The following is a 13148-nucleotide window of genomic DNA, read 5'->3' as shown; positions in this document are numbered from 1 at the left end:
GGTACCGTCCGGCGGACGTGATCGACGGAGGGGTGGCGGTGGTGCGGAAAGGCCCGCAGGAGAAGAAGCGGCTGAGCTACGCCAAGGACCGCCGCAACACCTACGGCGAGAACGACAAGAGCTCCCGCAGGAACACCCCCCGCAGCAAGCGGCTCGCCCACCGCGCCGACCGGCACCACGCCGACCAGGCGCTGCGCGCGGCGCTCGGGCGGGCCGACGAGGCGTCGGCCGACCGCGCCGAGCAGGTCGCGCGCGACCGTCGACCCGCGTGGTTCCGCAAGCACCCCGACGCGCCGCTGGGCGAGGTCGTCGCGGACCGCCTGCGGGAGCGCGTCCAGGCCGGCATGGACCAGCAGGAGCGGGCCGAGGCCCGGTTGGCGCGGGTTCGGCGGCACTACCGCCGGGCCACGCCCTGACCGGTCACGGCCACGTGCCGTCCTCGGTGAACCGGGTCAGCGCGGCCGTCGGCCCGGTCAGGTCCCAGCCCCGGGCGGCCACCCAGCCGTCGTCGTAGTACGTGTCGGCGTACGGCAGGCCGGAATCACCCAGCACCATCACCACCGCGCCGCTCTCACCGCGCGCCCGCATCCCCGCCACCAGGTGGAACGCGCCGAACAGGCACGCGCCCGCCGACGGACCCGCGACCAACCCGGTCACCGCGCGGAGGTGGCGCGTCGCGGCCACGCTGACCGCGTCCCGCACCGGGATCACCAGGTCCACCACCTCGCCGTCGAACGGCGGCTCGACCCGCGGCCGCCCGATCCCCTCGATCCTCGACGGCAGGCCGGTCGCGTAGTCGGCGCAGTCGGTGGTCCAGCCGGGGAAGTACGCGGAGTTCTCCGGGTCCACCACGGCCAGCCTGGTCGGGTGGCCGTGCCGGCGCAGGTGGCGGCCGATCGCGCGCGACGTCGCACCCGTGCCCACGCCCGTCACGACCCACGCGGGCGCGGGACGGCCGAGCCGGTCCAGGTCGCGCAGCACCTCGGCGGCCAGGTTCCACCCGTCGTCGCGGTCCACCGCACCGCCCAGGGCGGCCAGGTGGTCGAGGTGGTGGCCGCCGGTCTCCTCGGCCAACCGTGCGGCCCGTTCGTAGACCGCCAACGGCGGGTCGCACGGCAGCCAACGCCCGCCGTGCGCCTCGATGCGGTCGAGCTTGGCCCTGCCGGTCCGCCTCGGCACCACGGTGGTGAACGGCAGGCCGAGCATCCGCGCGAAGTACGCCGTGGCCACGGCCAGGTTGCCGCTGGTGGCCCCGACCAGCGGCGTGCCCTCGGCGACCAGGCCGCGCCGCAGCGCGTCCAGCAGCAGGGCGCGCGCGGAACCGTGCTTCAGGCTGCCGGTGGGGCGCAGCGACTCGTCCTTGACGAACAGCTCGACCGAACCGTCCCCGGGCAACGGGAAGCGCCGCAACGGCGTCGGCTCCTCGTCCGCACGGGAGGCCTCCAGCGACGCGATCGCGGCCCGGGCCCACTCCGTCACGGCTTCGATGCTACCGAGGAGGCTGCGGACGACCACGGCGGTGACCATCACCGGTCGCACGGGTGGCCGGAACCTGTCAGCGCACCCCGACAGGTCCGGGACCTGCCCCACACTTCGCTCGAACGCCCCAGCAGCCGCACGGGAACGAGGGTCCAGTGAACCCGGTCGACCACGAACGCCTCGCCGACGAGGTCAAGACGATCCAGCGCGCGCTGGCCGAGGTCCGCGCGACCGCCGAGTCCGACGACGGCCTCGTCAGCGCCGTCGTCGGCGGTCGCGGCGAGGTGATCGAGCTGGGCCTGGACCCGCGGATCTACCGGACCGCCGACTCCGCCGCCCTGGCGACGACCATCACCGCCACCATCCACCGCGCGGTGGCGCGTGCCCAGGCCGAGGTCTTCACGCTGGTGCGCCGGTTCCTGCCGGCCGACGCCACCCCGAAGACGGCCGACCTCGACTTCGACCCCTTCCTGACCTCCCTCGACCGCGCCGAACGGGGTGCCCGATGAGCGGCGTCGAGCTCTCGCCCGAGGCCGCCCGCTTCGAGCTGAACGGGATCGACGTCGAGGGCAAGCTCGCCACCGACGCCTGGCGCGGCCACCGCGCCACGATCGACGCGGGTGAGGCGGGCATCGGCGCCGGTCCGCTGGCCGACGCGTTCCGCTCGGTCTACGTGCCGGAACCCGTGAAGCAGGGCGCCGACCGCGCGTTGGCCGCCGTGCCCGCGGTCGTCAAGGCGGGTCAGGACGGTGTGGCCGACTACGTGGCCGCAGACCAGCGTGCCGCCGCGGGTTTCCCGCGCTGATCGGGAGGACTCGGCATGCCCATCGGGGAACCGACCAGCGCCCTGGGCCTGTGGCCGGCGGTCAAGGCGATCACCGGCTGGCCGGAGACCGACGAGACCGCGGCGGTCGACCTGTTCTTCGGCTGGCGGGACGCCGCAGCGGCCGTCCACGCGCTCAGGTCGACCAACGTGAGCGGGCTCGCCGGCGCTTGGCCGGACCCGGCGGGTCAGGCGTTGCTGGGCAAGCTGGGCGAGGTGTTCGCCGCGCTCGGCGCGGTCGAGCAGGACATGAACGAGCTCGCCGGACGGGCCGGGCGGTTCGCGCTGGAGGTCGAGGGGGTCAAGAACCACATCCGCGACGCCATCCACCTCAACCTCGTCAGCTTCGGCATGGCCGCCGCGCTGCCCCCGGTCATCGGACGCCGCATCCAGGACCAGATCGTCGCCGACCTGGCGTCCGCCATCGCCGCGGAGATCACCGCCTCCGCCGCGCGGATCACGGCGCCGGGGCCGATCGACCACCGGCAGATCATCGAGCAGTTGGCCGCGGCACGAGGGCTCGGCGAGCACGCCCTGCACCTCGTCCAGGACAACGCGAACACGATCAGCGCGCTGGCCGACGTCAGCGGCGACGCGAGCACCGGCCTCAGCGTCGCGAGCGACGCCGCCCTGCTGGCCGGTCCGGCGGGCGTCATCCCGAAAGCGGGGCTCGAAGCCGTGTCGACCGCGCTGGGCTGGGGCGCCCTGATGGGCCACACGCTCGCCTACCTGGGCGGGGCGGACGTGCCGCCGGAGACGTTCCTGCTCGACGTGGTGGGACTGGCTTCCCCGCTCGGCACCCCGGTCCTGCTCGCCCACCTCGGCGTCGACGTGGCCGAGTACGTCGGCGGCCAACCGACGTCCACCATCGTCGACGACTTCAACAAGTACTGGCGACCGACCGGCGAGGCGGTCAGCGGCACCGACCCGCTGCTGGGGTCCTACAACCCGGTGCTGAACGCGTCGGCGGCGGGTGGAGCGCTCGACGCGGACCGACGGCCGGACCTGCTGGAGGAGCGGGCCCGGTCGCGCGGTGACGGCTGACCGCACCGCCGGCGCGACGGGAAATCGGCTCGGTCGCACGCAGGTCCCGCCGGTACCGTTCGGCCCGAACCGGCTGGGAGGAGGCGATGGTGCGCAGGTGCCCTCAGGAGACGCGGTCGGGCGTGCCCGCGCCGTGAGCCACGGCGACTTCGACGGCGGCTGGGACAGCCTCGCGCGGTTGGTGGACGGCCGGTGGGTCGAGCGGCGCCCTCGGCGGCCGGAGGTGGCGGCGCAGTTGCGCCGGGAGACCCGGTTGATGCCGTGGCTCGCGCCTCGCCTGCCGCTGCCCGTGCCGGTGCCCGGAGTGGTGTCCGACGAACCGCTCGTCGTGCGGCACGTGCTCGTGCCCGGCGAACCCCTCACCAACCCCGGGCGCGGTCACGGACGGGAGCTCGGGCTGTTCCTGCGCGCGCTGCACGACTGCCCCGCCGACGAGGCGAGCCGCCTCGGCGTGCCGACCCGGCCACCCGGCGACACCGTGCCGCGGTTCGAGGCCGACGTGGTGCCGCTGCTGCCCGCGGAGCGCCGCGAAACCGCCTACGAGCTGCTCGCGGCGGCACGGCGGCTGGCCGGCGGCACGCTCGTCCACGGCGACCTCGGCCCCGACCACGTGCTGACCGCCGACGGCGTGCTGACCGGCGTGATCGACTTCGGCGACGTCCACCTCGGCGACCCCGCGCTCGACCTCGCGTGGGCCCTGCACGACACCGCGCCGTCCTTCGCCGCGGCCGTCGCCGACGCGTACGGCGTGACCGAGGACCAGCGGGCACGCGCGCTCACGTGGCACCGGCTCGGCCCTTGGCACCACGTGACGTTCGGCCTCGACCGCGACGACCCCGTGATCACCCGCGAAGGGCTGGACGGCGTCCTCGCCCGGCTGCCGGAGACGCCGGGGAGGCGCTGACCGGGAGCGGTCGGCGTTTGCCAGGATGGCCGTGGGGGTGACCGCATGAGCGGCGACGCGAAACTGCTGCACCACAAGGAGTTCGTCCGCTTCTGGGCCGCGGACGCGGTGTCGTTGGTCGGCACGGCGATCACCACCTTGGCGCTGAGAGCCGTAGCGGTGCTGACGCTGGGCGCGTCCGCCACCGAGGCGGGGATGCTCGAAGCCGCGCGCTGGCTGCCGTACCTGCTGCTCGGGCTGGTCGCGGGCGCGCTGGTGGACCGGTGTCGACGTCGGCCGGTGCTGATCGGCACGGACCTGGCCCGCGCCGCCGTGCTGGCGCTGATCCCGCTGGCCGCCTTCACCGGCACGCTCGGCATGCCGTCGCTGATCGGGCTGATGGTGGTGTTCGGGACGTTGTCCCTGTTCTACGACGCGGCGCACCAGTCGTTCCTGCCGCTGCTCGTGCCGACCGAACTCCTCACCGAGGCCAACGCCCGCCTGGAGCAGACCCGGGCCGGCGCCCAGGCCGTCGGGCCGCTCGTCGCGGGCGGGTTGGTGAAGCTCATCGGCGGACCGCTCGCCGTGCTGGTCGACGCCGTCTCGTACCTGGTGTCGGGCCTGGTGCTGGCCACCCTGCGCACGCCGGAACGGCCGGTCGAGGCGCCGCCGGAGCGCGACCTGCGCGGGGAGGTGCGGGAAGGCCTGCGGTGGGTCTACCGGCACGAGGTGCTCCGCCCGCTCGCCATCGGGTCGCACGCCTGGTTCCTGTTCATCTCCACGGCCGGCGCCGCCTACACGATGCTGGTGCTCGACGAGTTGCGCTTCGACGCGTTCCTGTACGGCGTGACGTTCGCGGTGGGCGGTGTGGGCGGGCTGGTCGGCGCGTCGCTGTCCGGGCGGGTGGGACGGCGGTTCGGCGTCGGCCCGGTGATCGTGGCTGCCCGCTGGCTCACCCCGGTCGGCTACGCGCTGGCCCCGTTGGCCACGTCGAGCACGACCGGGTTCGTGCTGCTGTGCGCGGCGCAGTTCGTGTTCTTCCTGTCCGCCATCCTGGACGCCCCGGTGGAGATGGCCTACCGGCAGTCGATCACGCCCGACCGGCTCATGGGCCGGATGAACGCCACCATGCGGTCGGTCAACCGGGCCATGATCGTGTTCGGCGCGCTGGTCGGAGGCGTGCTGGCCGACGTGCTCGGCAACCGGCCGGCGCTGTGGACCGCCGTGGTGGGCCTGGTCGGCACGGCCGCCTGGATCACGTCCTCCGCCGTGCGCCGCGCCCGGCTGTAGCGCCGCGCCGGCTGTACGGTGGACGCGGTGGAGCTGCGCACCGCCAAGGCCGCCGACCTCGACCAGGTCGCCGCGCTGGACGACTCGTTCACCACCGACACCGTGCTCGAAGTCGTGGCCGCGCCGGAGGGTTTCACGCTGCGCCCCACCCCGGTGGACCCACCGCTGCACAAGGTCTTCCCGCCCGACGACGACCCGGACGGCACGGTGTTCGTCGCCGCCGACGGGCCGCGCGTGCGCGGGTTCGTCACCGTCGACCTGGAGGAGTGGCACCGGCGGCTGGTGATCCGGCAGGTCACCGTCGCGCCGGGACACCGGGGGCGCGGCATCGGCCGGGCGCTGGTGGAGCACGCCTGCGCCCACGGCCGCGAGCACGGCGCGCTGACCGCGTGGCTGGAGACGTCGTCGGTGAACGTGCCCGCCGTGCGCGCCTACCGACGGCTGGGGTTCGCGCTGTGCGGCCTGGACACCACGTTCTACCGGGGCACGCCCGCCGGCGGCGAGGTCGCGCTGTTCTTCGCCCGCGACCTCCAGCAGGACGTCTAGCAGTAGGTCGCCTCGGGCAGGTTCCCCGCCACGTACGCGCCGGGCGGCACGCCCATCGTGGCCCGGAACTCCCGGCTCAGGTGGGCCTGGTCGTAGTAGCCCAGCTCCGCCGCCAGCCGCGCCCACCCGCCGCGCTCGCCCCGGGCGACCACCCGCCGCACCCGGTCGACCCGCGCGTACTGCTTGGGCGACAGCCCGACCGCCCTGGTGAACAACGTGCGCAGGTGCCGTTCGCTGACGTCCAGCGCCCGTGCCGTCTCCGCCACGCCCCGCGTCCGCAGCAGCCGCGCCGCCGCGTGCACCAGGTCCGACCGCTCCGGGTCGGTCGACTCGACCCGGCTCAGCAGCGCCGACCGCAACGCGGCCTCGTCGCCCACCGGCCGGCCCCACAGTTCGCTCAGCGGCACGACCCGACCGGCCAGCCCGTCCACCGGCACGTCCAGCACCGCCTGCGCCCGACCTGGCGTCAACCGCACGACGGTCCGCCGCGCGCCCTCCCGCCCGGTCACGTAGCGCGCCCGGTCGCGCGGACCGACCACGAACGCGCCGGCCGACGCCGTGCACAGCACCAGCGTGGTGGCCGTGTCCGGCGCGTGCACGAACTTCCCGCCACCGAACGACTGGGTGCCGATACCGGCGACCCACGGCCGCAAACGTCGCTCCACGCACACGACAACCGCCGGAACGTCCAAGACGTTCCCGACCCCGGACGCCGAGACTCGTCCCATGTTGCTGATCACGGGTGCCACCGGCACCACCGGCCGTGAAGTCGTCCGCCTCCTCACCGACCGCGGGACCGCGTTCCGCGCCCTGTCACGAACGCCGTCCGGCAACCAGGTGCGCGGGGACCACGCGGAACCCGCGTCCCTCGACCGGGCGATGGAGGGCGTGGACGCGGTGTTCCTGCTCGGCCCGGGCACCTCCGACCTGCCGTCCTACGACTCGGCCGTGCTCGACGCGGCGAGGCGCGCGGGCGTGCGGAAGGTGGTGAAGCTGTCCTCGATCCCGGTCGGCCCGGTCGGCGAGTGGCACCGTCCCGGCGAGGAGGCGGCCCGCGCGTTCCCGGTGTGGACGCTGCTGCGGCCGAGCATGTTCGCGACGAACTCGCTGCAGTGGGCGCCGCACGTCGCCTCGGGCGAGCCGATCCCGAACCCGATGGGCACGACGGAGTTCGGCGTCGTGGACCCTCGCGACCTGGCGGAGGCGGCGGTGCGCGCCCTGCTCGACGACGACCACCACGGCCGCACGTACACGCTCACCGGGCCGGAACTGCTGAGCGTGCCCGACCAGGTGGCCGTGCTGTCCGAGGTCCTCGGCCGCACGCTGTCCACCGTGGACCTGCCGTTGACGGCGCTGCCGCCGGAGTACGCGGAAGGTCTGCGGGCGGCGCTCACCGGCGAGGGCTCGTTCCTGACCGACGACGTGGCCGAGGTGCTCGGACGCCCGGCGACCGCTTACGCCACCTGGGCACGCGACAACTTCCCGGGGCTCGCGTCTACGTAGGCCGACCGATGTCTTCGCAACCGCGCGGGGACACAGTGGACCCATGAACGACGACAAGTGGAACACCCCCGTCCGCGACGAGAGCCCCGCCCAGCGGATCGACCGGAACTACGGCGAGATCCTGCAGGAGATGCGGGTCGCGCAGACCGGTGTCCAGCTGCTGTTGGCGTTCCTGCTCACGTTGGCGTTCACGCCGAGGTTCGGCAGCCTCAACACCTTCCAGCTCGACGTCTACGTGCTGAGCCTCGTGCTCGGCGCGACGTCGACCGCGCTGCTGATCGCGCCCGCGCCGTTCCACCGCCTGGTGTTCCGCCGCCGGCTCAAGACGCAGCTCGTGCGCACGTCGAGCCACCTCCTGCTGGCGGGGCTGGTGCTGCTCAAGCTCGCGCTCGCCGCCGCGTTGCTGCTGATCCTCGACGTGGTCCTCGGCCGGTGGCCGGCCGTGTGGATCACCGCGGGCATCGTCGCCTGGTTCAGCTTCTGGTGGTACCTGCTGCCGTTGCGCTACCGACTAGCCCGACGCGCCGAGGCGACGGATGCCCTCGCGGGCGATGTCGGTGCGCGACCGCACCCCGAGCTTCGCGAGCACGTGTGACACATGCGTGGCCACCGTGCGGCCGGACAGGAACAGCCGTTCCCCGATCTGCCGGTTCGACAACCCGGACACGACCAGCTCGGTGACCTTCAGCTCCATCGGCGTCAGGCTCTCCCACCCGTGCGTGGCCCGCCGGTGCTTGGCGTGCGGGCCGCGCCGGATGCCGTGGTCGCGCAACCGGGCCAGCAGCCGGGTCGAGTCCCAGTCCGCGCCCAGCTCCGCGTGCACGTCCACGGCGTGGCTCAACGCCGCCCGCGCCGACGTCCGATCGCCCGCCGACGCGAACAGCTCCGCCGCCGCCGACAGCGCCTTGGCCCGGAACAGCGGCCGGCCCGCCACCCGGTACTCCTCGGCCGCGTGCAGCAGCCCGACCGGGTCGGCGGACACCAGCGCCCGGCAGTAGGCGGCGGACGCCCGGCGGTGCGGCACGGCCGGTTCCGCGGTCGACGGCTCGGCGGCCAGCGACTCGGCGTGCGCGACCGCGGCGGAGGCGTCCTCGCCCAGCTCGACGGCCAGCCGCACGAAGTCCGGCAGCAGGTCCTCCGCGCCGTTCCACCCGGTCAGCACCGACCACGCCTCGCGCACCCGGCCGGCCTGCTCCAGCGACAGGCTCACGGCCAGCGCCAACGGCCCGATCACGTGCCCTTCCAGTCCGGTGCCCGCCGCGTCGAGGTGCCGCCGCGCCCCCGCCGCGTCACCGCGGTGCAGGTGGATCAACGCCGCCACGCCGTGGTCGCACCGCGACACCATCGGGTGCTTCAGGTCGTCGGCCAGCAGGTCGACGTCGACCAGCGCCTCGTCCCACCGGCCGGCGTCCAGCAGCAGCTGGCCCAGCGCGCTCTGCGCCTGCCCGAGCCGCACGAGGTTGCCGACCTGGTCGGCCGCGTGCCGGACCACCTGAGCGGACGCGATCGCCTCCGCGCCCCGGTCCAGCTCGCCCAACGTCACGGCCTGGTTGATCTGGAGCAGCAGCCGCAGGTCCGACGTCGCCGGCTCGCCCATGGCCACCGCCAGCGCCCGGTCGAACAGCGGCAGCGCCTCGGTCATCCGGCCGCGCGCCATCGCCACGATCGTGCGCACGTGCAGCGCCCAGCTCGTGGCCCACCGGTCACCACCGACCAGCGCGGCCTGCGCGAGACGTTCGGCGTCGTCCAGCCGCCCGATGTCCCAGTGCGCGCGGGCGGCCAGCACGAGCAGCCGCGTCCGGTCCGACGCGGTGACGTCCGGCGCCGCGAGGGCGCGCTCGACCTCCAGCAACGTCTCCGCCGAACGCCCGGTCATGCTGCGGCACTGCGCCAACGTCCAGTGCAGGTCGACGAGCGTCCCGTGCTCCAGCCCGGCCAGCGCGACGGCTTCCGCGCCGTGGTGGTCGCCCAGCCGGAACCGCGCCTCGGCCAGGTGCGCCAGCAGCACGCCGCGCCGGACGCCGGTGTTCGGCGCGACCACGACCCGGCTGAACAGGTCTACGGCGGCTTCGGGCGCGTGCGCGACGAGCATCGAGCCGTGCACGACCAGCCAGTCCGCCACCCAGTCGGGCAGCCGGTCGTCGGCGGCGAGCAGCTGCCGGGTCACCCGGTCCACGCCCGCGCCGGTGTCGGCCAGCGCCCGTGCCGCCTCGGTGTGCCACGCGCCCCGGGCCGCCTCGGGCACCTCGTCGTACAGCGCGGTGCGCACCAGCGGGTGCCGGAACGACAGGCCGGCCGTGCCGTCCACCAGCACGCCCGCCACGGTCGCCTCCTGCAACGCGGGCAGCAGCTCGACCACGCGCACGCCGAGCACGGCGGCCAGGTCGGCGACCGGGAAGTCGACGCCGAGCAGCGCGGCGGCCACGAGCACCCGCCGCACGTCCGCGCCGAGGAACCCGATCCGGTCCGCGATGGCCGCCGACAGCGACGGCGGCACGCCCGCGTCCACCAACCGGGCCGTGCCCGTGGCGTCGACCTGGATCGCGGACCCGCGCACCAGAGCCTCGACCAGTTCGACCAGGTAGAGCGGGTTGCCGCCGGCGTCCTCGGCCAGCCGCGCCAACGCCTCGTCGGGCGTGCCGCCGACCAGCCGGCCGGTCAGCTCCACCACGTCGGCCGGCGCGAGGCGCGGCAGCGGCAGCCGGGTCACGCCCTTGCGCAGCGCGGCCACGTCGTCGCGGCGGGGCAACGGCCGCAGCACGCCGATCAGCAGCAGCGGCAGTTGCGGCACGAGGCCCGCCAGCCGCCGCCACACCGCGACGCTCGCCTCGTCCGCCCACTGCAAGTCGTCCAGCACCAGCACCACCGGGCCGATCGCGCAGAGGTCGTCCACGCGCGCCAGCAGGCGTTCGGCGGTGACCGCGGCGCTCTCCGACCGGGCCACGGCGAGCGCGTCCAGCAGGGGTAACAGCGGGAGGGCGCGGCCGAGCTCGTCGCCCGCGCCCCGGCACACCCGGAAGCCGCGGGCCGCCGCGACCTCGCACGCCGCGCGGACCAGCGCCGTCTTGCCGATGCCCGGCTCGCCCTCGACGAGCAGCGCGGTGCCCCGCCCCTGGGCCAGGTCGTCCACCAGCGCCGAGAGGCGGCCGAGTTCGCGCTCGCGGCCGGCGAGACGCAGGGTGACGGCACGCACACCGTGAGAATACGGTGCAAACGGCAGGTTAACAAGATGTTACATTGTTTGCCAATTAACCTGATCGTCAACCAGTTAGCCGTTTGTTCACGCCGATTCCGCTCCGCGTCCCTCCGACTGCTGCCACGGTAATCGCCGGAATTCCCCCGTCCCCGTCGACTGGAGAACGCATGCGAATCGCCCGAGTGCTCATCGCCGCCCTGCTGGTCGCCGTCTTCACGACTGCCGCGGATCTCTCCACCAGCCCGTTCGGCGGAATGCCCTACAACTGACCGGCGATATTCCACCCGAATGGGGAACATTCCACCCGACCGGTGCGGATAACGACGAATAGGGGTCGCCCGGACAACGGAGTCCGGCGAGCCCGTCGTCGCCGCGCCGGACATCAGTCCTTCTTCCGCCCTGGACGAGGCCACTACGCTGCGGAAGCGTGGCACCGGCACCGACCCGAGGCATCGCGCGCGCGATGCGCTGCGGCGCGGTCGGGCTGTCCACCGGGCTGCTGGCCGTGCTCGCCCACGCGAGCGGCGGCGGCCACCTGCCGTCCCTGCCGCACGTGCTGGTGTTCGCGCTGGCCATCGCGTGGACGTGCGTGCCGCTGACCGACCGGCAACTCGGGTTCACCGAACTCCTCGGCCTGGTCGGCGTGGTCCAGGTGGCGGCGCACGTGTTCCTGGCCGTGCTCTCGCGGCACCCGCGCGAGGTGCTCCCGTCGCCGTCGATGCTGCTGGCCCACCTCGTCGCCACGGCGATCGTCGTCGCGGCCCTGGCGGGCTTCGAGCGGGCCGTGTTCCGGCTGGCCGCCGCCATCGCGGCCGTGCTGCCGCGCAGGCTGGGCGCGCCGCCCGCGTTCGCGCCGCTGCGCATCCCGATCGCCGCGCACCCGCAGCAGCCCCTGTCCGAGGTGCTGCGCCGCCGCACGCTGCCCCGTCGCGGCCCGCCCCACTCCTAGGTATCCGCACTTCCCCCAACCACCGTCCCGCCTCGCGGGACCGGTGGCATCCCCCCATACCCAGGAGTTCCCGCCATGACCGAGTCCTGGCGCGGCCTCGTGCTGCGCTTCCACTTCTACGCGGGCGTGCTCGTCGGCCCGTTCGTGTTGATCGCCGCCCTCACCGGCGTGCTGTACGCCGCGACACCGCAGTTGGAGTCGTGGCTCTACTCCGACCAGCTCCGCGTGCCCGAGTCGTCGTCGTCCGTGCCGTTGTCGCAGCAGGTGAAGGCGGCGGTGGCCACGCGGCCGGACGACGAGCTGGTCGCCATCCGCCCCGCGCCCGAGCCCGGCGCGACGACCCGCGTGCTGTTCGCGTCCGACGGCGACGCGCGGCCGACCGTGTTCGTGAACCCCGCCGACGGCGCCGTGGTCGGCGAGCTGATGACCTACGGCACCAGCGGCGTGCTGCCGCTGCGCACCACCATCGACCAGATCCACCGCAACCTGCTGCTCGGCGAACCCGGTCGGCTCTACAGCGAGCTGGCCGCGTCCTGGCTGTGGGTCGTGGCACTGGGCGGCGTTCTCCTGTGGTTCAGCCGCCGTCGGACCCAGCGCACGAAGCCGACCACGCGCAAGCACGCCACCGTCGGCCTCTCCGTGCTGGTGGGCGCGCTGTTCCTGTCCGCGACCGGGTTGACGTGGTCGGCCTACGCCGGTGAGAACGTCGCCGCCGTGCGCCAGGCGCTCGACTGGACCACGCCGGCGCTGGAGGGCGGCGGCGACCACGCCGGGCACGACATGTCCAACCCGATCCCGGTGATGCCCGGCGAGGTCGACTCGGTGCTGACCCACGCCCGTTCGGCGGGCATCGACGCGGGGCTCATCGAGATCACCGTGCCGCCGATGGCGGGCATGGCGTGGAACGTCACCGAGATCGACCGCGCCTGGCCCACGCAGGTGGACGCGGTCGCCGTCTCCGGCGGGCAGGTGGTGGACCAGGTGCGCTTCGCCGACTACCCGTTGGCGGCGAAGCTGACCCGGTGGGGCATCGACCTGCACATGGGCGTGCTGTTCGGCTGGCCCAACCAGCTCCTGCTGCTGGCCGTCGGGCTCGGCCTGGTGGCGTTGGTGGTCCTGGGCTACCGGATCTGGTGGCTGCGCCGGCCGACCGTCGGCTTCGGCCGGCCGGTGCCGCGCGGGCAGTGGCGGAAGGTGCCGCGGGCGCAGCTCGTGGCCGTGCTGGTGGTGGCCGCCGCCGTCGGCTGGTTCATCCCGCTGCTCGGGCTGAGCCTGCTGGCGTTCCTGGCGATCGACGCCGTGGCGGCTGTGCGGTCGCGGCGTCGGAAGTCCGGTGAGCCGGCTCCGGAATCGTCGCCGGTGGCCGGGTAAAACGGCGCGACGGCCGAGCCGGGAGCGGGTTAGCCTCCAGCCATGCGCTTCGGTTGACGCCCCG

Annotated in this window: 14 protein-coding genes; 11 read left to right on the top strand and 3 right to left on the bottom strand. The window is 74.3% G+C overall.

Features of this window, described 5'->3' with window-relative positions; genetic code table 11:
* Positions 1–17: 17 nt before the first annotated feature.
* Positions 18–416: a hypothetical protein gene (locus AB0H12_RS36100; protein ID WP_499628967.1), complete on the top strand. Its 399-nt coding sequence runs from the start codon at positions 18–20 to the stop codon at positions 414–416.
* A gap of 4 nt (positions 417–420) precedes the next feature.
* Here the strand turns inward: AB0H12_RS36100 and AB0H12_RS36095 are convergent, their stop codons facing one another.
* Complete coding sequence (locus AB0H12_RS36095) at positions 421–1479, bottom strand: PLP-dependent cysteine synthase family protein (RefSeq protein ID WP_499628965.1); 1059 nt, start codon at positions 1477–1479, stop codon at positions 421–423.
* Positions 1480–1634: 155 nt separating this feature from the next.
* Here AB0H12_RS36095 and AB0H12_RS36090 point away from each other — a divergent pair, with 155 nt between their 5' ends.
* The 6 genes from AB0H12_RS36090 to AB0H12_RS36065 all read left to right on the top strand — a co-directional run bounded on the left by AB0H12_RS36090 (position 1635) and on the right by AB0H12_RS36065 (position 6065).
* The gene (locus AB0H12_RS36090; RefSeq protein ID WP_499628963.1) at positions 1635–1988 is read left to right on the top strand and encodes a YbaB/EbfC family nucleoid-associated protein; all 354 of its coding nucleotides are present in this window, start codon (positions 1635–1637) and stop codon (positions 1986–1988) included.
* Entirely contained in the window at positions 1985–2284 is a 300-nt protein-coding gene (locus tag AB0H12_RS36085) for a hypothetical protein (protein WP_499628961.1), read from the top strand. Before AB0H12_RS36090 ends, AB0H12_RS36085 begins: the two co-directional genes overlap by 4 nt.
* A gap of 15 nt (positions 2285–2299) precedes the next feature.
* Positions 2300–3346: a WXG100-like domain-containing protein gene (locus AB0H12_RS36080; RefSeq protein WP_499628959.1), complete on the top strand. Its 1047-nt coding sequence runs from the start codon at positions 2300–2302 to the stop codon at positions 3344–3346.
* Positions 3347–3443: 97 nt separating this feature from the next.
* Positions 3444–4250 carry an aminoglycoside phosphotransferase family protein gene (locus AB0H12_RS36075; RefSeq protein ID WP_499628957.1) on the top strand — a complete coding sequence of 269 codons (807 nt, stop codon included), beginning with the start codon at positions 3444–3446 and terminating at the stop codon, positions 4248–4250.
* A 45-nt stretch (positions 4251–4295) separates the two neighbouring features.
* Positions 4296–5519, top strand: coding sequence for an MFS transporter (locus tag AB0H12_RS36070; RefSeq protein ID WP_499628955.1), 1224 nt, complete (start codon positions 4296–4298; stop codon positions 5517–5519).
* A gap of 27 nt (positions 5520–5546) precedes the next feature.
* Positions 5547–6065 (top strand): GNAT family N-acetyltransferase, encoded by a 519-nt coding sequence (locus AB0H12_RS36065; RefSeq protein WP_499628953.1) that lies wholly within the window; start codon positions 5547–5549, stop codon positions 6063–6065.
* Here AB0H12_RS36065 and AB0H12_RS36060 read toward each other — a convergent pair.
* Entirely contained in the window at positions 6062–6730 is a 669-nt protein-coding gene (locus tag AB0H12_RS36060; protein ID WP_499628951.1) for a helix-turn-helix domain-containing protein, read from the bottom strand. The two genes, AB0H12_RS36065 and AB0H12_RS36060, sit on opposite strands and share 4 nt — an antisense overlap.
* A 61-nt stretch (positions 6731–6791) precedes the next feature.
* On the opposite strand from AB0H12_RS36060, the gene AB0H12_RS36055 reads away from it, so the two are divergent.
* Together AB0H12_RS36055 and AB0H12_RS36050 are read left to right on the top strand one after the other, a co-directional pair.
* Positions 6792–7568 carry an NAD(P)H-binding protein gene (locus AB0H12_RS36055; RefSeq protein ID WP_499628949.1) on the top strand — a complete coding sequence of 259 codons (777 nt, stop codon included), beginning with the start codon at positions 6792–6794 and terminating at the stop codon, positions 7566–7568.
* 43 nt (positions 7569–7611) lie between these two features.
* Positions 7612–8163 carry a DUF6328 family protein gene (locus AB0H12_RS36050; protein ID WP_499628947.1) on the top strand — a complete coding sequence of 184 codons (552 nt, stop codon included), beginning with the start codon at positions 7612–7614 and terminating at the stop codon, positions 8161–8163.
* Here AB0H12_RS36050 and AB0H12_RS36045 read toward each other — a convergent pair.
* Positions 8080–10761 (bottom strand): ATP-binding protein, encoded by a 2682-nt coding sequence (locus AB0H12_RS36045; RefSeq protein ID WP_499628945.1) that lies wholly within the window; start codon positions 10759–10761, stop codon positions 8080–8082. The genes AB0H12_RS36050 and AB0H12_RS36045 overlap by 84 nt on opposite strands.
* 430 nt (positions 10762–11191) lie before the next feature.
* On the opposite strand from AB0H12_RS36045, the gene AB0H12_RS36040 reads away from it, so the two are divergent.
* Positions 11192–11713: a hypothetical protein gene (locus AB0H12_RS36040; protein WP_499628943.1), complete on the top strand. Its 522-nt coding sequence runs from the start codon at positions 11192–11194 to the stop codon at positions 11711–11713.
* A 75-nt stretch (positions 11714–11788) separates the two neighbouring features.
* Positions 11789–13084 (top strand): PepSY-associated TM helix domain-containing protein, encoded by a 1296-nt coding sequence (locus tag AB0H12_RS36035; protein ID WP_499628941.1) that lies wholly within the window; start codon positions 11789–11791, stop codon positions 13082–13084.
* Positions 13085–13148 lie beyond the last annotated feature (64 nt).

It is taken from the genome of Actinosynnema sp. NPDC023794, assembly GCF_040639675.1.
GTDB classification, from domain to species: Bacteria; Actinomycetota; Actinomycetes; order Mycobacteriales; family Pseudonocardiaceae; genus Actinosynnema; species Actinosynnema luteola.
Note: the sequence above shows the minus strand (reverse complement) of the source record. Positions and strands in the feature narration are given on the sequence as shown.